This window comes from Billgrantia lactosivorans (assembly GCF_003254665.1).
Lineage (GTDB): Bacteria > Pseudomonadota > Gammaproteobacteria > Pseudomonadales > Halomonadaceae > Halomonas > Halomonas lactosivorans.
In genome coordinates this window covers 1,189,778-1,208,128 of sequence record NZ_QHGY01000001.1, presented here as the reverse complement: position 1 = coordinate 1,208,128, position 18,351 = coordinate 1,189,778, and the positions used below count along the sequence as shown (strand labels likewise).

At 69.4% G+C, this 18,351-nt stretch carries 13 protein-coding genes and 1 riboswitch; of the genes, 5 read left to right on the top strand and 8 right to left on the bottom strand.

From position 1 onward, the window contains the following. Positions 1–15: 15 nt before the first annotated feature. The gene (locus DIS04_RS05375; protein ID WP_111412687.1) at positions 16–1,524 is read left to right on the top strand and encodes a hypothetical protein; all 1,509 of its coding nucleotides are present in this window, start codon (positions 16–18) and stop codon (positions 1,522–1,524) included. A gap of 163 nt (positions 1,525–1,687) precedes the next feature. Then, a complete protein-coding gene (locus DIS04_RS05370) occupies positions 1,688–2,383 on the top strand; it encodes a CBS domain-containing protein (protein WP_111412686.1) in 696 nt (231 codons plus the stop codon). 67 nt (positions 2,384–2,450) lie between these two features. Here DIS04_RS05370 and DIS04_RS05365 read toward each other — a convergent pair whose 3' ends face one another. Together DIS04_RS05365 and DIS04_RS05360 are read right to left on the bottom strand one after the other, a co-directional pair. Then, positions 2,451–3,575, bottom strand: coding sequence for an aminotransferase class V-fold PLP-dependent enzyme (locus tag DIS04_RS05365; protein WP_111412685.1), 1,125 nt, complete (start codon positions 3,573–3,575; stop codon positions 2,451–2,453). A 188-nt stretch (positions 3,576–3,763) separates the two neighbouring features. Further along, positions 3,764–4,366: a class I SAM-dependent methyltransferase gene (locus DIS04_RS05360; RefSeq protein ID WP_111412684.1), complete on the bottom strand. Its 603-nt coding sequence runs from the start codon at positions 4,364–4,366 to the stop codon at positions 3,764–3,766. A gap of 265 nt (positions 4,367–4,631) precedes the next feature. Here DIS04_RS05360 and thiO point away from each other — a divergent pair, with 265 nt between their 5' ends. Continuing rightward, a complete protein-coding gene (gene thiO / locus DIS04_RS05355; RefSeq protein ID WP_111412683.1) occupies positions 4,632–5,816 on the top strand; it encodes a glycine oxidase ThiO in 1,185 nt (394 codons plus the stop codon). Here the strand turns inward: thiO and pta are convergent. Then, the gene (pta, locus tag DIS04_RS05350; protein WP_111412682.1) at positions 5,742–7,916 is read right to left on the bottom strand and encodes a phosphate acetyltransferase; all 2,175 of its coding nucleotides are present in this window, start codon (positions 7,914–7,916) and stop codon (positions 5,742–5,744) included. The genes thiO and pta overlap by 75 nt on opposite strands. Continuing rightward, positions 7,913–9,091 (bottom strand): acetate/propionate family kinase, encoded by a 1,179-nt coding sequence (locus DIS04_RS05345; RefSeq protein ID WP_111412681.1) that lies wholly within the window; start codon positions 9,089–9,091, stop codon positions 7,913–7,915. Before DIS04_RS05345 ends, pta begins: the two co-directional genes overlap by 4 nt. Before the next feature lie 163 nt (positions 9,092–9,254). Between DIS04_RS05345 and DIS04_RS20930 the strand changes: the two genes are divergently transcribed. Together DIS04_RS20930 and DIS04_RS05335 are read left to right on the top strand one after the other, a co-directional pair. Then, positions 9,255–10,001: an EamA family transporter gene (locus DIS04_RS20930; RefSeq protein WP_422667554.1), complete on the top strand. Its 747-nt coding sequence runs from the start codon at positions 9,255–9,257 to the stop codon at positions 9,999–10,001. Positions 10,002–10,031: 30 nt separating this feature from the next. Beyond that, entirely contained in the window at positions 10,032–10,658 is a 627-nt protein-coding gene (locus DIS04_RS05335) for a porin family protein (RefSeq protein ID WP_245904486.1), read from the top strand. Positions 10,659–10,726: 68 nt separating this feature from the next. On the opposite strand, the gene DIS04_RS05330 is transcribed toward DIS04_RS05335, so the two are convergent. The 4 genes from DIS04_RS05330 to DIS04_RS05315 form a co-directional block, all read right to left on the bottom strand. Continuing rightward, on the bottom strand, positions 10,727–11,977 hold the full coding sequence (locus tag DIS04_RS05330) for a Card1-like endonuclease domain-containing protein (protein WP_111412679.1): 1,251 nt from the start codon (positions 11,975–11,977) through the stop codon (positions 10,727–10,729). 128 nt (positions 11,978–12,105) lie between these two features. After that, positions 12,106–14,001: a phosphomethylpyrimidine synthase ThiC gene (gene thiC, locus DIS04_RS05325; protein WP_111412677.1), complete on the bottom strand. Its 1,896-nt coding sequence runs from the start codon at positions 13,999–14,001 to the stop codon at positions 12,106–12,108. Positions 14,002–14,042: 41 nt separating this feature from the next. After that, positions 14,043–14,711 (bottom strand): thiaminase II, encoded by a 669-nt coding sequence (tenA, locus tag DIS04_RS05320; RefSeq protein WP_111412675.1) that lies wholly within the window; start codon positions 14,709–14,711, stop codon positions 14,043–14,045. 77 nt (positions 14,712–14,788) lie between these two features. Next, a riboswitch (TPP riboswitch) is annotated at positions 14,789–14,920 on the bottom strand. A gap of 55 nt (positions 14,921–14,975) precedes the next feature. After that, complete coding sequence (locus DIS04_RS05315; RefSeq protein ID WP_111412673.1) at positions 14,976–18,326, bottom strand: hypothetical protein; 3,351 nt, start codon at positions 18,324–18,326, stop codon at positions 14,976–14,978. Between the last annotated feature and the right edge of the window lie 25 nt (positions 18,327–18,351).

Genomic DNA, 18,351 nt, shown 5'->3' with positions numbered 1-18,351 from the left:
AGGAGCTGCGCCGACGTGATCACCGTCGAACGCAAGGATAGCTTCCACCTCAAGATCTCCCGTGTCCTGCAGGAGGAGACCTCGCATCGCCTGGATCTCTTCCTGTTCGTGCCCGGCGAGCTCGGTCTCAACGAGCACGTCATCTCCGAGGACGCCTTCTACTACAGCGCGATCCACGTCAAGCGCACCTACTACAGCGACAAGCACCACCTGCCGCTGGTGCTCAGCCGCCTGGCCAGCCGCGGCCGACTCAGCACCGACCAGTACCGCCTGAGCTTGAGCCTCTACGCCTACCAGTACGTGGTGGCGCTCGAACGAGCGACCCAGTCGCTGCTGGATACCGCGCGGCGCGTGCAGCTGGCCGAGCGTCACGCCGAGACGAGCGAGCGCGGCGAAGCGGCGGGAGGCGAGACGAGCGGGGCTGGCGCCGGCGAGGCACAGGAGCGCATCGTGGCCGCCGGCCTGGAGGAGCGCCTCGAGGAGCTGTGCGAACTGGCCCAGGGGATCCTGCGTCGCCTGCGTCGCAACCAGCCCAACGACGACGGGCTGCTCAAGTACTATTCCAACATCGACAACTACCTCTCCTGGTTCACCGAGCAGCGGCTGCTGGCGCTGGTGGCCCACCTGCCGCGTGGCCGGGACTACCGCACCATCCGCGAGCGGCTGCTGGAGATCAGCCTGGCCGAGAGCGAGCACCGCGAGAAGGCGGAGTACAACGCCAGCCGCGTCGTTCGCGACCCCACGCGGATGTCCAACAAGATGCGCCTGTTGCGCCGGCTCATCGAGTACCCGGTGACCCTCAAGCAGAAGACCCAGGAGCTGGGCAGCGCGGAGCAGAAGGCGGTCAAGGGGCTGGCCACCGGCGTGGTGATGATCTTCGTTTCGCTGGGGCTGCTGCAGGCTCGCGATACCGTGGGCAACATCACCGCCCTGTTCGTGCTGGCCATGGCGGTACTGTACGCGATGCGCGAGGTGTTCAAGGACGACCTGCGCAACACCCTGTGGCGCTGGCTGCGCAAGGGGCGCCCCAAGTGGCGGCGCCAATACTTCGATGCCACCAGCAACGAGCTGGTGGGTCGCCAGCTCGAGTGGTTCGACTACAAGCGCTTCGGCAAGCTCGACGAGCAGATCCAGCGGGTGCGCATGCGCAACGTGGCTCAGCGCGAGGAGATGGTGCTGCACTACCGTTCCAGCTCGCGCATGTCGCCGACGCGCTTTCTCAGCGGCTACGAGAAGACCCGCGAGACCGTCTCGCTCGATCTGTCGCAGCTGACCCGGCTGATGGACAAGGGCAGCCACCGGGTCTACCGCCTCAAGGATGGCCAGGTGACGCGGGAATCGGTGGAGAAGCGGCACCTGCTCAACCTGGTGATTCGCGAGGAGGTCGCCAATGGCGAACCGCTGCTGCAGCGCTGGAAGATCGTCATGAGCCGCTCGCGGGTCGTCGACGTGGTCAAGGTGCACCAGGAGGGAGGCAGACCCGAGGAGCGTGAGCAGGCTCGCGAGGAGCCCCCCGGGGCGTAACGCGAGGTGGCCGCGATGTTGTTCCAGGTCAAGCCGATGGCGGTGGCGGTTTGCTAGTGTCAAGCCAGGCGACGAATTGTGACCCTCGCCGAGTCGAACTAGATTTCAAGTTAGACCGGCCCACAACCCGAACGTCCCGCTTCCCCTTCATGGAGATGCTGCCATGCAAGCCGTCGATGTCATGACTCCCAGAGTGATCACCGTCGAGCCCGATGCCGACGTACGAGAAATCGCCCGCCTGCTGCTCGAGAACAACATCAGCGCCGTGCCCGTGGTGGATGCCGCGGGGCAGGTCCTGGGCATCGTCAGCGAGGGCGACCTGATGCGCCGGGTCGACCGGGCCAGCGAGCCGCGCAAGTCCTGGTGGCTGAAGTCGTTCTTCTCCGGGGGCAACAGTGCCAGCGAATACGTCAAGAGCCACGCCCGCAAGGCGCACGAGATCATGACCCGTGACCCCATCACCGTGAGCGAGAGCGAGCCGCTGCATCGCGTGGCCAAGCTGCTGGAGAAGCATCACATCAAGCGGGTGCCGGTCGTGCGTGACGGCAAGCTGGTGGGGCTCGTCAGCCGCGCCAACCTGCTGCGGGGCTTCTCGGCCACGGCGCCCGATGCACAGACCTCGGTGACCACCGATGACCGTCAGATCCGTGACGCGATTCTCAAGGAGGTGGACGAGAACACCGGGGTCTGGGTCGATCGCATCAACGTGATCGTCACCGAGGGCGTGGTGCAAGTCTGGGGGCTGGTGGAGAGCCAGGAGGAGAAGATGGCCGTCCAGGTCGCCGCCGAGAACACCCCGGGGGTGAAGTCGGTGGAGAACAACCTCGGCATGGTGCCGCGCGGCATCGGCCACTTCTGACACGGGGGCATGGGAGCAGCGGGGCGGCCACGGGCCGCCCCGCTTGCGTGCGGGTCGCCGCGCCGGCTCAGCCGATCCGCTCGAGCGCCGCTTCCAGGTTGGCCAGGCTGCGCTCGGGGGCGTGCAGCTTGTCGAGCCCGAACAGGCCGATGCGGAAGGCCCGGTAGTCGTCGCCCTCGTCGCACATCAGCGGCACGCCGCCGGCCACCTGGAGGCCGGCGGCGGCGAACCTGGCCACGATGTCGGCGTCCTCGGTATAGCAGACCACCACCCCGGGGGCCTCGAAGCCGGGCGCCGCCACGCTGCGGTAGCCGAAGCGCGCGAGCAGCTCGCGCGCGCCGCGGCCCAGCGCCCACTGCTCCTCGCGCACCCGATCGAAGCCGTATTCGGCGGTCTCGTGCATGATGTCGCGCAGCCGGGCCAGGCCGTCGGTGGGCATGGTGGCGTGGTAGGCGTGTCCGCCGTTCTCGTAGGTCTCCATGATCGAGAGCCACTTGCGCAGGTCGCAGGCGAAACTGGTGCTGACGGTCTGCTCGATGCGTTCGCGGGCTCGCCCGGAGAGCATCACCATGCCGCAGCAGGGCAGGCCGCTCCAGCCCTTCTGCGGCGCACTGACCAGCACGTCGACACCGATCTCCTCCATGTCCAGCCACAGCGTGCCCGAGGCGATGCAGTCGAGCACGAACAGCCCGTCGACCTCATGCACCGCCGCCGCGACCCGGCGCAGGTAATCCTCGGGCAGCAGCAGGCCGGCCGAGGTCTCGACGTGGGGCGCGAAGACCACGCCGGGCCGCTCCTCGCGAATGCTGCGCTCGACCTCCTCGATGGGCGCCGGGGCGAAGGGTGACTGGCGGTCCTGCGGTGCCAGGCGACGCGCCTTGAGCACGGTGGTCGAGGCGGCAATGGCGCCCATTTCGAGGATCTGCGACCAGCGGTAGCTGAACTGGCCGTTGCGAATGATCAGGCAGTGCCGGTTGGTGGCGAACTGACGGGCCACGGCCTCCATGCCGAAGGTGCCGCTGCCGGGCACGATCACGGCGCTGCGGGCCCGATAGACCCGCTTCAGCGTCGCCGACACGTCGCGCATCACACCCTGGAAGCGCTGGGACATGTGGTTGAGCGAGCGGTCGGTGTAGACCACCGAGTACTCGAGCAGGCCATCGGGGTCGACGTCGGGCAACAGGCCGGGCATGGGTTTCTCCCTTGCAGTGCTTGGCGGATGGATTCGGACACAAGAGGATAGGCGGTTTGCGGGCGTGGAACCAGCGCCGGGGCCGGTTCGACGGCTGCGGAATGCCGCGGCGCTCGTCGTCGGGGGGCTACTGTCGGGGAGGGGGAAGGTACCGCAGGCCAGGCGGCCTGCGGGCCCGCCTGGCGGGCTTACTTGTGGCAGAAGTAGACCCTGGCTGGCGGGATGTTGATGGGTTCGAAGGCGCTCTCCACGCGAGAGAAGGTCTGGTGCAGGTCGGAGGAGACCTTGGGCGAGAACTGGTAGATCAGCATGGAACCCTGGGGCGCCAGGGCGGCCCGGCTGCCCGCCAGGATACGCTCCCGGCAGTCGGCCGGCATGGTGCTGAAGGGCAGGCCCGCCACGACGTAATCGGCGGCGGGCAGTCCGAGTCGCTCCAGCTCGGCTTCGATCGCCTCGGCCGAGCCGGCGATCACCTTCAGCCGTGGATCGACCAGGGTGCGGTTGAGGTAGTCGACGAAGTCCCCGTTGGTCTCGATGACCACCAGGGTGGCGTCGGGATGAAGGCGGTTGAGGATCTCCTGGGTGATGGTGCCCACGCCGGGCCCGTATTCGACAATGACTCGCGCTCGCTCCCAGTCGACTGGCTCCAGCAGGCGGCGTATGAGAAAGGAGGAACTGGGAATGATCGAGCCCAACATGCGGGGATGCTTGAAGAAGTTGCGGGCGAACAGCGACAGTTGAGCCCGTCGCTCGGGGCCTGCCACGACCGAGGGTCGCTCTTGAACCGCCATGGGCATTCCTCCTTCAGTTTTAGCTGAACATGCCTCCACTCTAGGCCAGCCTGGCTCGGCGTGAAAGGGGAGCCCTGCCGATCCTGCCTCTCGAGGCAGCTTTTGGTTACCATGGAGCGCCTGCTTCGGCGCGGCGACGAGAGGAGGTGCCGCCCCCGATGCGCCTCACTCAGCCGCACTGCCAGGCCTGCGCCTCGGCGGGGCACAGACGTATCATGGGCCTGAACGTCCGCCCCAGCGGCGGCCACGAGTCATGGAGCACTGCGTGAACGACTTCCTGATCATCGGTGGCGGTGTCATCGGCATGTTGAGCGCCTGTCAGCTGGCCGAAGCCGGCCATGGCGTGACCCTGGTGGAACGCGGCCGCTGTGGCCGGGAGGCCTCCTGGGCCGGTGGCGGCATCGTCTCGCCGCTCTATCCCTGGCGCTACAGCGAACCCGTGTCGCAGCTCGCCCACGCTGCCGCGCGCCACTATGCCGAGCTGGCCGAGAGCCTGCTCGAGTCCACCGGCATCGATATCGAGTACCGTCAGAAGGGGTTGCTCTACCTGCGAGTGGACGACGCAGAGCGGGCTTCCGCCTGGGCGCAGCGCCAGGGGTGGCCGCTGGAGCGGGTCGACGCGAGCTTCCTCTACGCCCGCGAACCCTGGCTGTGCGAGGGTCTCGATGGCGGCCTGTGGATGCCCAGCCTGGGCAGCGTGCGCAACCCGCGCCTGTGTCGGGCGCTGCGGGCGCGGCTGGAAGCACTGGCCAACGTCGAGGTGGTGGAGGAGACCGCAGTGCAGCGGCTCGTCATCGAGGGCGGCCGGGCGTGCGGCGTGGAGACCGCCAGGGGGCGCATCGATGCCGGCCGGGTGGTGCTGTGCGGCGGGGCCTGGAGCGGGGCGCTGCTCGCCGAACATGACGTGGCGCTGCCGGTGCGGCCGGTCAAGGGGCAGATGATGCTCTTCACCACGCCGCCGATGCCGGGCGGTCGCCAACTGCTCGAGCGGGTGGTGCTGGCCGACGGGCGCTACCTGATTCCCCGCGGCGACGGCCGGGTGCTGGTCGGCTCGACGCTGGAGCAGGTCGACTTCGACAAGCGCACCACCGAGGAGGCGCGCGAGTCGCTGCGGCAGAGCGCCGTGGCCATGCTGCCGGCCCTGGCTGATTGCGAGATCGAGCATCACTGGGCCGGGCTGCGCCCGGGGGCGCCGGACGGCATTCCCTTCATCGGCGCCGTGCCCGGCCTCGAGGGCCTCTACGTCAACGCCGGGCACTACCGCAACGGCCTGGTGCTGGCGCCGGCGGCGACCCGGCTGCTGGTCGACCTGCTGCTCGAGCGCGAGCCGGCCATCGACCCCGCGCCCTACCGGCCGGGCCGGCGCCGGGCGCGCTCAGCTGCGCTGGGCGGCCTGGATGGCGGTCAGCGCGATGGTGTAGACGATGTCGTCGACCAGGGCTCCGCGTGAGAGGTCGTTGACCGGCTTGTTGAGGCCCTGCAGCATCGGCCCCACGCTGACCACCCGGGCGCTGCGCTGCACCGCCTTGTAGGTGGTGTTGCCGGTGTTGAGGTCGGGAAAGACGAACACCGTGGCGCGTCCCGCCACCGCTGAGTCGGGTGCCTTCTGCCGGCCGACGCTCTCGATGGCGGCGGCGTCGTACTGCAGCGGGCCGTCGATCAGCAGGTCCGGCGCCAGCTCGCGGGCCAGGCGCGTGGCCTGGCGCACCTTGTCGACGTCGGCGCCGCTGCCCGACTCGCCGGTGGAGTAGCTGATCATCGCCACCCGCGGCTCGATGCCGAAGGCCTGGGCGGAGCGCGCACTCTGGATGGCGATTTCGGCCAGCGCCTCGGCGTCGGGGTCGGGGTTGACCGCGCAGTCGCCGTAGACCACCACCTGTTCCGGCAGCAGCATGAAGAAGATCGACGACACCTGGCGGTAGCCGGGGGCGGTCTTGATCAACTGGAAGGCGGGCCGCACGGTGTTGGCGGTGGTATGGATGGCCCCGGACACCAGCCCGTCAACCTCGTCGAGCTGCAGCATCATGGTGCCGAGCACCACGTTGTCCTGCAGCTGGTCCTCCGCGGTCAGCTCGTTCACCTTGCCGCGGCGGCGCTCGACCATGGGCGCCACGTAGCGGTGGCGGATCCGCTCGGGGTCGAGGATCTCGAGTCCTTCCGGCAACTCGATGCCGCGGTTGCGGGCCACCTCCTCGACCTCCTCGCGACGCGCCAGCAGCACGCAGTCGGCGATGCCGCGGCGCTGGCAGATGGCGGCGGCCTCCACGGTTCGCGGCTCGCTGCCCTCGGGCAGGATGATGCGCCGGTTGGCGCGCTGGGCCAGCTTGACCAGCTGATGGCGAAACGCCGAGGGCGACAGGCGGCGGGTGAAGCCGCGGCTCAGGTGATCCTTGAGCCACTGCAGATCCAGGTGGCCGGCGACGAAGCGCGTCACCTGTTCGGCGCGCTCCAGGTCGTCCATGGGGATGTCGTTGCCCATGCGGCCCAGGTTCTTGGCCGTGGTGAAGCTGTCGGTATCCACCGCCAGCACCGGCATGCCGGTCTTCAGCGCCGGCCGGCACATCTCGATCATGTTGTCGTTGGGCATGAAGCCGTTGGTCAGCAGCACGCCGGCCATGGGCACCCCGTTCATGGTGGCCAGCGCCGAGGCCAGCACGATGTCGTCGCGGTCGCCGGAGGTCACGATCAGGCTGCCGGGGCGGAACACGTGCAGGGCGTTGGCGGCACTGCGGGCGCACAGGCTGGTGGAGAGCACCCGCCGGTTGGCGGCGTCGCCCTCGCTGAGGAAGCGCGCGTCGAGCGCCCGCGCCACGTCGACCACCCGCGGCGCGATCAGCGCCGGGTTGTAGGGCACCACGCCGATCAGGTGGAAGCGGTCGGTGGCCAGCGCCGGCGAGTGGCGGCGTAGCTCGGCGAGAAAGGCATCGTCGAGGGCGACGCCGCTGGTGCCCGCGGCCAGCGCCGGCTCCTCGGCGCCGGGCAGGTTGTGCATGCGCATCAGGATGCAGCCCAAGGTGCGCGCCGAGCCCACGCCGCCGAAGGCACGGGCGTGCATATCGAGCTGTTCCGCCAGCGCCTCGGGAGCGGCGGCGTCACCGCTGCCGACCAGGATGATGCGCGCGTTGAGCGCATGGGCCAGCTGGGCATTGAGCTGGGTGGCGTAGGTGCCGTGGGCGGTGGGCACCACGCCTTCGACCACGATCAGGTCCGGCGTGATGCCGTCATGGCTGCCGGCCACTTCGTCGAACCGCTCGATGACCTCTTCCATCAGCACGTCGAGGCGATCCTGGCGCAGCAGGCGCTCCATGTCGGCCTGGGCGATGGGCGCCGGCGGGCGCAGCCCGAGGGTGCTGCTGACCAGCGCCGTGGAGCGGTCGGGACCGGGACCGTTGAGCTCGTCCTGGCGGAACGGCTTGAAGAAGCCGGTCTTCAGGCCGATGGTGTCGAGGGCCTGCATCAGGCCCAGGCTGGCCGAGGTCAGGCCGACCCCGACGCCGGTGGGGACCATCAGCAGGACCTGGGTCTGCGGGCGGGTGTCGTGCGGTGTCATGCGTTGGCCTCATCCAGTCGCTGGCGGGTTTCGGTGGCGATCTGTCCCTCCTCGTCGGTGGGGATGACCCACAGATGGCGTCCCCCGGCATCGATGCGGCCCTCGCGTCCGCGGATCGTCTCGCCGTTCACGGTGCGGTTGAGCTGCAGGCCGAAATGCGGCAGCAGCAGCACAACCTTCTCGCGCACCCGGGCGGAGTTCTCGCCGATGCCGCCGGTGAAGACCAGCCCGTCGAGGCGGGGCAGGGCGCAGGAGAGGGCGGCCAGCGACTTGGCGATGCGGTAGCAGAACACCTCGATGGCAAGCGTGGCGCCGGCATGGCCGGTCGCCTCGGCGGCTTCCAGCTCGCGCATGTCGTTGGTCAGCCCCGAGAGGCCCAGCAGGCCGCTGTCGCGGTTGAGCACCTCGTCGATGCGTTCGAGCGACCAGCCCAGTTGGCGTGCCAGGTGCGCGTGCAAGCCGGGGTCGACGTCGCCGCTGCGCGTGCCCATCGCGACCCCTTCCAGCGGGGTGAGCCCCATGCTGGTATCGAGGCTGCGGCCCCGCCAGACGGCACAGGTCGAGCAGCCGTTGCCCAGGTGGGCGGTGAGCCAGGCCCCACCTTCCAATCCGCTGAGCGCCTCGGCGCGGCGGCTGACGTAGGCGTGGCTGGTGCCGTGGAAGCCGTAGCGACGGATGCCATGGTCGCGGTAGAGCGGCTCCGGCAGGGCGTAGCGGTAGGCCCGCTCCGGCAGGCTCTGGTGGAAGGCGGTGTCGAACACGGCGACCTGGGGCAGGTCGGGAAACAGGCGGCGCGTGGCGGCCAGCCCCGCCAGGTTGGCCGGGTTGTGCAGCGGGGCCAGTGCCGAAGTGCGCTCGATCGCCGCGACCACGTCGTCGTCGATCAGGGCGGCGCGGGTGAAGCGTTCTCCGCCGTGCACGATGCGGTGGCCCACCGCGCTGGGCCGGTTCCCCTCCAGGCGATCGAGAATGGCGGCCAGCGCATGCGTGTGATCGGCCTCGCCGAGGGCCTGCGTGAAGGCGTCGCCACGGCTGTCGATGCCCTTGAGTCGGGCGTCACCGCTGCCCAGCCGTTCCGCCAGCCCGGCCAGGCGCGGCTGATCCGGCTCGGACGGTACCAGGGCGTATTTGATCGACGACGAACCGCAGTTGATGACCAGTACCGAGGCGTTCATCGGGGCTCCGCATGAGGAAAATGTAGTGGCAGGATAGACGTAAGACTTTAGTCTATCATTCCGTCCGCGCGCTCGGTCCTGCTCCAGGTCAAGCGTGCACTTTATTAGCCGTCTATTGAAAATGCTGGCATGCTGACGCTACCCCAGGCCGCTGGAAACCGCCATGTCGACTGACACCGCGGCGCTTGGCAGCGTATCGCTGCTGCCGCGCCATCTCGCCGTCCTGCTGCTGGCCTGCGTCGCCACCCTCTTCGCCGGCAACCATGTCGCGGCCCGGCTGGCGTTCGACGAGGGCACCGGCCTGCTGCTCGCCGTGCTGGTGCGCTCGGCCGTGGCGCTCGTCGTGCTGTCGGCGCTCTTCCTGTGGCAGGGCAAGCGCGTGTCGCTACCGGCCGGCAGCGGTTACTGGCAACTGCTGGCGGGGCTGATGGTCGCGATTCAGAGCCTGTGCCTCTATTCGGCGGTGGCGCGGATTCCGGTGGTGGTGGCGCTGTTGCTGATGAACACCTTTCCCATCCAGCTGGCGCTGATCACCTGGGCGCTGGGTGGGCCGCGCCCGACGCTGCGCGCGGCGCTGATCATGGCCGCGATCCTGGTGGGCCTGGTGATCGTGCTCGACGTCCCGGCCTGGCTGGCGAGCCCCGAGACGCTCGGCCCGGAGTGGCTGCCCGGCGTGGCGTTCGGGCTGGGGCGTGCCGCGCCTGGAAATGGCGCGCAACGCGCCGGTGATGAACGTGGAGCCGGTCGCTTCGCTGCTGCTGGGCTATCTGGTACTGGGGCAGATGCTCTCGGCCGCGCAGCTGGTCGGCGGGGCCATCGTGCTGGGAGGAATCGTGGTGCTCAGCCTCTCATCTCGCTGAGCTGCGCTTGCATCGTCGGCACCGCTGTACCAGACTGGTTCGTGGTGTAAGGAAACACTGTTTCTTAAAGGAGGTGCGACATGAAACCGCTAGCCATTACCGCAGCCATTGCCGTCGCCAGTGGCATGGCCGTTTCTGCCCAGGCCCAGCAGACCCAGCCGACGCAGACTCAGCCGACGCAGGGCCAGCCGACCCAGACCCAGCCGACCCAGACCCAGCCACGAAGCCAACAGACCCAGGGCCAACCGCCGCGTCAGGCTCGCGGCCAGGCGCAGGGCCAGGGCCCCATGTATCCGCGCCCCTACGTCGGGGCCGATGCCATGTTCTGGGAGGTCGACCCTGACCAGGGCTCCTCGGCCGATTCCGTGGGCCTGCGTCTCAACGGCGGCGCGCAGTTCAATGACTACTTCGGCGCCGAGGCCCATCTGGGTACCGGCGGGTCCGAAGGCCCGACAGAGCTGGATTACCTGGTGGGCGCCTATGCCAAGGGCACCCTGCCGGTCTCCCAGCAGTTTCGCCTCTACGGCCTGGCGGGCTTCACCGAAGTGGACTTCGACACCGACCGCGAGAGCGGTTTCTCCTATGGCGGCGGCGCCGAGTTCGACGTGGCGCCCAACCTGGCCGTGGGCGCCGACTACATGCGCTACCTGGACAAGTCCGACCAAACCTTCGATGCCGCCAGCGTCGGGATTCGCTACCGCTTCTAAGGCGACCTTCCTGCGCGACCCAGGCCCCCGTGACGAGCGTCACGGGGGCCTTTTCGTCGGCTACCGAATCACCGTGCCGGCCACGCGCCGTGCTCCTTCCAGCCCGCCAGCAAGCCGGGGAGGTGCTTGAGATCGGCGTTCTCCACGACCGCGACCTGCAGGCCCTGCAGGCGCTGCAGCTCGGTGAGCCGCTGTCGGGACTTGTCGAACTCGCCGCAGGCCAGCAGCACTCGGGTGGCGGCGAGCCCTGCGGAATGGTTGAGCATGCCGTGCAGTCGCTTCAGGCCCTGCTCGATGCAGGTGCTGGCGCCGGGACGGGCAATGAGGGATTCGATGAACAGCAGCTGGTTGCGTTCCACCGCCAGGCAGTCCGATACCACCGGTTCGCCGTTGTGCTCGCCACTGAGATCGAGGATGTGGGCCTCGCTACAGACACGCGCCAGCCCGGCCTCCTGGCCGCTGAGCCAGGCGTACTCGGTCAGCCAGCCGCCGCCCAGGTAGCGCGCGGCTTCCTCCGACTCGATATCGACTGCCCGAGGGGCCTCGCCCGACCAGCGCAGCAGGCCGGCCTCATGCAGGGCCTTCAGCGCATCGGTGGCGGGAAAGCCCGGCGCCTCGTGCAGCCACTGTCGCTCTGCCCCGGGGCGAAGCCGTGCTCCCGGGTAGGGGCCGGCGCGCTCCAGCGTCCCGTCCTCGCCGTGCACCATGTCGTGCAGCTCACCGAGCAGGACGGCAAGGTGGTCGGCGTGATGAGCGAGGTAGCGGGTCAGGGGCTTGCGCTGGCGACACGCCTGGCGCCACTCGTCGCTGTCGGAGAGTGCCCGCACGCGCTTGCGTCCGTTGGCCTGCAGGTAGCGGTCGACGTCCAGTACCGGCTCGATGGCCATGACCTCGGGGGCGGAGTCGGGGCCGGCGTAGGCAAAGCGGTAGAGCGCCCCGGCCTGGATGTCGACATGCAGCCAGTCGGCGGCGCAGCGCCGCATGGCCTGCTGGAACAGCAGGGCGACCAGGGTGCTGCAGCCGCCTGCGTCCACGGTCACCGAGAGGGAGGGCGTATCGAACTGGCGGCGATACAGGGTCTCGGCCAGCTCATCGGCATACCTGGCGCAGCGCTCGGGTTCGTTGGCGGGAAGGCGGGTGTAGGTCTCGATCTCGGTTCCGGGGGCCAGCTCGTGGCGCAGCAGGATCGCCAGTCGCTCGGCCGCCTGGGGCGATGAATGGCAGGGTATCAGCACGATCCGCTGTGGGCGAAGCTGCAGAATCGGAATCAGGCTTACCTCGGGGCGCTCGGTCACCAGCGCGACGTGCAGGTGTGGCATGGGCTTGCTCCCTCCGCACTTGGTCCTTGCAGGTTCCTACAGGCTACATCCGAGCGTTCCATGCTGTCGCCTGTGGGAGGAAAAAACACGCCGGCCACCTGGGCCGGCGTGTGTCAGACGAAGAACAATCACACCTCCTTGTAGAGCTCCGCTCCCGTCTGGCGGAACTTCTCCGCCTGCTCCTCCATGCCCTTCATGACGGCTTCCTGGTCACCGTCGAGGCCGTGTTCGGCGGCGTAGTCGCGCACCTCCTGGCTGATCTTCATGGAGCAGAACTTGGGCCCGCACATGGAGCAGAAGTGGGCCACCTTGGCCGAGTCCTTGGGCAGCGTCTCGTCGTGGTATTCGCGGGCGGTGTCCGGGTCGAGGCCGAGATTGAACTGGTCCTCCCAGCGGAACTCGAAGCGCGCCTTGGAGAGCGCGTTGTCACGCCTTTGCGCCGCAGGATGCCCCTTGGCCAGGTCGGCGGCGTGGGCAGCGATCTTGTAGGTGATGATGCCGGTCTTGACGTCGTCCTTGTTGGGCAGGCCCAGGTGCTCCTTGGGCGTCACGTAGCAGAGCATGGCGCAGCCGTACCAGCCGATCATCGCCGCGCCGATGCCGCTGGTGATGTGGTCATACCCCGGGGCGATGTCGGTGACCAGCGGGCCCAGGGTATAGAACGGCGCCTCGTCGCAGTACTCCAGCTGCTTGTCCATGTTCTCCTTGACCAGGTGCATGGGCACGTGGCCGGGACCTTCGATCATCACCTGGACGTCGTGCTTCCAGGCGATGCGGGTCAGCTCGCCGAGGGTCTTGAGCTCGGCCATCTGCGCCTCGTCGTTGGCGTCGGCCACCGAGCCGGGACGCAGGCCGTCACCCAGCGAGAAGGCCACGTCGTACTGCTTGCAGATCTCGCAGATCTCCTCGAAGTGGGTGTAGAGGAAGCTCTCCTGGTGGTGATAGAGGCACCACTTGGCCATGATCGAGCCGCCGCGGGAGACGATGCCGGTGACGCGCTTGGCGGTGAGCGGCACGTAGCGCAGCAGCACGCCGGCGTGGATGGTGAAGTAGTCCACGCCCTGCTCGGCCTGCTCGATCAGGGTGTCGCGGAACACCTCCCAGGTGAGGTTCTCGGCCACGCCGTTGACCTTCTCCAGGGCCTGGTAGATCGGCACCGTGCCGATCGGCACCGGCGAGTTGCGCAGGATCCACTCGCGGGTCTCGTGGATGTTCTGGCCGGTGGAGAGGTCCATGATGGTGTCCGCACCCCAGCGGATGCCCCAGGTCATCTTGTCGACCTCCTCCTCGATGGAGGAAGTCACCGCCGAGTTGCCCAGGTTGCCGTTGATCTTCACCAGGAAATTGCGGCCGATGATCATCGGCTCGGACTCGGGGTGGTTGATGTTGCAGGGAATGATCGCCCGCCCCGCGGCGACCTCGGCACGCACGAACTCGGGGGTGATCTCCTCGGGCAGGCGGGCGCCGAAGCCCTGGCCGGCATGCTGATGGCCGAGGATGCGCTCCACCTCGGCGGTGCCCAAGGCCTGGCGGCGCTGGTTCTCGCGGATGGCGATGAATTCCATCTCCGGCGTGACGATGCCCTGACGGGCGTAGTGCAGCTGGGTGACGTTCCTGCCGGGCTTGGCGCGGCGCGGCGTGCGGGTCAGGTCGAAGCGCAGCTGGGCCAGGGTCGGATCGTTGGCGCGGCGCTTGCCGTACTCGCTGGTGGGGCCGTCGAGGCACTCGGTGTCGCCGCGCTCCTCGATCCAGGCGCGGCGCAGCTCGGGCAGGCCGCGGCGCAGGTCGATCTCGGCCGCCGGGTCGGTGTAGGGGCCCGAGGTGTCGTAGACCAGCAGCGGCGGGTTCTGCTCATCCGGGCCCATCCCGGATGTCTTGGTCGGCGACAGCGAGATCTCGCGGAAGGGCACGCGGATGTCGGGGCGCGAGCCCGTCACAAAGACCTTGCGCGAACCGGGCAGCGGCTGGATGGCGGCCTCGTCGACCTGGGCGGTCTCGGCGAGGAAGTGGGCGGTCTTGCTCATGGGTGGGGATCCTTGTGGCGTTGTTGTCGGTCAGGGGAGCGTCAGAGGCTGCGGTCGAGCCCCATCTGCCAGAAATCGATCTCGAGGCGGGTGGCGTCGCGGAACACCTCGGCCAGCTCGGCGAAGCGCGCCGGGGTGACGTCGGCCAGGCGGGCGTCGAGCCACTCGAGCTCGGCACGCATGGCGACCTGGAAGTCGTCGCTTGCGTACATGGCGATCCAGGCGTCATAGGGATTGGCGTCGCCGCGCACGGTATCCGGCTGGGCGTTCAGCCAGTTGGCGATCTCGCCGTAGCCCACCAGGCAGGGGGCCAGCGCCACGTGCAGGTCGAGCAGGTCGCCGCGGTTGCCGGTATCGAGCACGTAGCGGGTGTAGGCCAGGGTGGCTCGGGCCTCGGGCAGTGCGGCCAGCTCCGCCTCACTGATCCCCCATTCGCGGCAGTAGCCCACGTGCAGTTCGAGCTCCACGTCGAGAATCGCCTTGAGCCCCTCATGGGCCTGGCGCAGATCACTCAGGGTGCGGCTCTTGTAGGCGGCCAACGCATAGGCGCGGGCGAAGTGGATCAGGAACAGGTAGTCCTGCTGCAGGTAGTGGCGAAAGGCGCCTTCGTCGAGGGTGCCGCTGCCCAGCCGGCGCACGAAGCCGTGCTCGATGTAGGCGCGCCAGTCGTTATGGCAGGCGTCGGTCAGGTCGGTGAAGCGATAGCCCATCTTGCCTCCGGTGTGAATGGATCCGGAGTGCGGGCGAAGGGGAAGAGTGGGTCGGGGCTGAGGAGGGAGTACTGGCGCCCTGGCCACCGCTTGATTCCTACGCCGGTACGAGCCGGATCAGGTTCAACGGGCCCCGCCGTGACGACACTCTGGTTCAGAATATCGTATGGCGATCTCAGCCGGTTCCACCGGCACCCCGTCAAGCGTTGTGGCCAGTCTAGCAGGTCGTTGGCCGCTTTCCAGCCATCTTCCTGACTTGGCGGTTCATTCGGCCTGGGCATCCAGGTGTTCGAACCAGGTCCCGCTATCGGGTAGCGTCAGCTCGCTGGCGGGCTGGCCGCTGGCGTACCACTCGCGGGCGTTGCGCAGCTGCCAGCGGCGTCGGTCGCCGTCCACTTCCATTCCCAGACGAAGCGGCCCGTAGCGGGCAAAGGCGCGGCCCGTCAGGTGAGAATCGCGCAGGGCGAGATTGGCCAGCAGCTCCAGACGCTTGCCAGCCTGCACGGCAAGGTTCTCCACTCGCACGGTATCGTCGTTCAGCATCACCCGCGCCTCGCCGTGCACCTCGCCCAGCGTCAGTCGCTCGCGCAGCCAGCGCCGCTCACGGGCGGCATCGACGAGCAGGTTGACCAGCAGGCCGCTGTCGCGCATGGCCAGGTCGAGCCGGGCGTCGAGCGCGAGCGGTGCCGTCCAGCGCAGGCGCCCCTCGGGCAGCGCGAGCCGCGCCCACCAGCCGTGGCTGAGGCTGCCGTTATCGCTCTCCAGCCGTACGTGCTCCAGGCGCAGCCGCGAGCCGGAGACGTCGAAGTCGAGAGTCTCCAGGTCGCCGTCGGCGAGATGGGTGTCGAGCTGCAGTTCGCCCTCGAGGGTGTGGCCCTGCAGCGCGAGACGGGCCTCGGGCGCCTGCAGTGCCAGGTGGCCGGTGGCATGCCTGCCCTCCAGCTGAAGGTGACTGGCGAGGCGAGCCTCGCCGGCAAGCAGCGTGAAGCCGGCATCCTCCGGCAGGTAGGCGTTGAGGGCGGCGAGGTCCGGCGTCACCAGGTGTGGCATGTCGATGCGCGTGCTCAGCCCGCGCAGCCCCTCGCGCATATCGAAGTGCCGTGCGCGGCTGTGAATCTCCAGCAGCCGGCCCTCGACCAGGTCGCTCGGCGTCTCCTGGCGGCGCAGGCCGAAGCGGGGCATCGAGAGGGCCAATGTCGCGCCAGGATCCTGCACCTCCAGGCGGAGCGAGCCGTCGCCGAAGGCCTCGTAGTGCAGGAAGCGCGCGGCGAGCCGGTCGGAGCGAACGTCGAGCCGGCTTGCCGGCGCCGCCTCGCCCTCCACGAAGCGCAGGTCGGCGCTCAGCCGTCCGCCGCCCTGGATCGCCAGGCCGTGCTCGTCGGGGAGGAAGGCGTCGAGAAAGCCGAGCCGGTCGAGCAGGCCGTCCAGTTGCAGCGTGCCGGAAAGCGGCCGGCGTGGCGCTTCGCTGCCGGGCCAGTCGAAGCCACCCTCGAGCCGCGCCCGGCGGAGTAGCAGCAGGGTGTGCAGCGGCTCTCCACGACTTGCCGCGGCGCTCAGCTCCAGCCGGCTTCCGGAGAGGTCGACCCGCTGGCGAGCGGCCACGAGGTCACGCAGCCGCAGCGTCACGTCCAGCTCGCCCTGGAAGTCTTCCTCCAGCAAACGGCCTTCGATGGCTTCGCCCGCCAGGGTGAGGCGGCCCCGGGTGCGCTCCCCTTCGATGAAGAGGTGTCCGTCGCTGCCGGCCTGGCCGTTGCGCAGCCGCAATGGGGCGGTGCGGGGAAGATAGGCGTTGAGGACGCTGACGTCGGGGATGCTTGCGCCGCGCCACGCCACCCGGCCCGTGGTGGGGCGCCCGGCCTGGGCGGCCGCCGCGAGCGCGAGCTGCTCGGCCTGGAACAGCCGGCGGCCATCCTCGAGGCGGGAGAGGTCGGCCCCGTCGAAGGCGAGTTCGACCCTTGCCTCGGGGTGGGGCTCGCCGGGCGTCAGGGTCAGGGATGCGCGCCCGTCGCCGCGCGCGAGAAAGCCGAGGAAGCGCGCGCCCAGCGCTTCGGAGCGCACCACGAGCCGGCTGCCCGTCAGCGGCTGGCCGTCGCGCACCTGGAGCACGCCATCGAGCCGGCCGCCGCCCTGCAGGGCGAGCCCGCGCCCGCCGAACAGGCCGGCGAGGAAGGGGTCGAGCACGCCGAGGTTGGCGACGCGGCTGTGCAGTTCCAGCTCGGCGGACCAGGGCAGCTCGCCACCGAGCAGGCTGCCGTCGTCCAGCTCGCGCCAGGCCAGCGGCGAGTGAAAGCGGGCCACGGGCAGTTCCAGCGTGGTGGTGAGCGGTCGTGTCTCGCCGGGAGCGGCAGCCTCGAGGTCGAAGCGGGTCCCGGACAGATCCACGCTACCGCCTGTCACGTCGAGTTCGGCAATCGGCAGGTGCAGGTCGAGCCGCCCGGTCAGCGGTCGCTCCCCGAGTCGCAGGGCGATGCGGTCGCCGCCCAGGTCGAAGCCACCCGAGAGGCGTTCGGCGTCGTAGGCGAGCCCACCCTGCAACCGAGCCGAACCGCTCTCCAGCGTCAGCGGCACGGGGGGTGGCAGGTAGCGATCGAAGAGGGCGATGTCGTGGGCCTCGGCGTTGCGCCAGCGCAGCTCGGCACCCTGCAGTTCGTCGGGTGGAGCGTGCAGGCGCAGGGCGTCCGTGGCCAGGGTGAGGCGGAACCCCTCGCCGACGAGCAGCGCTCGCGTCGAGGCGTCAGGCTCGGCCCCGAACATCGCGATGTCGTCGAGTGCCAGATCCAGGCGGGCGTGGCGGGAAACCTCGACCTCCACCGCGCCGGAGCCGTCGATCCGGTAGCGCGTTCCCGCGTCCAGCCAGCGGCGCTCGTCGAGCCGCACGCTCAAGCGGGGCGAGTCGAGGCGCAGGCGGCTGCCCGGCTGCACCTCGCCGTTCTCGATGGCGAGGTCGGCCGCCAGGTCGCCGCGGCCGCCGATCTCGAGCCAGCCCAGGTCGGCGAGGTAGGGGTTGAAGACGTCGTAGGCGTCGCTGCGGCCGGCCAGGGTGAGGGTGCCGGAGACGAAGCGCGCCGCCTCGGCGCCGGGATGCTCGGCCAGCCTCAGCGGCGCCAGCTGCAGCTCGGCGTCGAGCGCCACGCCCTCCACCAGCGGCGTATCGCCATGCAGCACGGCGCCCTCGTCCAGCTGCAGCGCGATGCGTCCAGCGGCCAGCTCACCGCCATGCCAGTGCGCGTCGGCCAGGCGCAGCGTGCCGCGGCCCTGCAGGCGGTAGGCATCGAGGCCAGCCTGGCGAATGCCTTCGGCCTCGAGTCGGCGGAGCCGTACCTCGCGGGCAAGCAGCGCGGCGAGCGACACGCGCAGGCTGGCGTGCTCGGCCTCGAGGACATAGCGGCGCTTGGCGCTGGTGCCGACCAGGGACGGCTGCGTGAGTGTCACGTGGCCGGGGAAGAGCGTCCAGGCGCGCTCCCACTCCAGCGTCAGCCACGGCGAGCGGTCGAGCTGGGCGCGGCCCCAGGCGCTGGCGAGCAGGACGTTGGCGGCAAGGAGGTAACCCCCATAGAGCAACACCAGAGGCAGAACCAGCCAGGCCAGCGCCCTGAGCGGCGTGGGGCGGGTCATGGCTGGCGCTCTCGTCCTTGAGGCA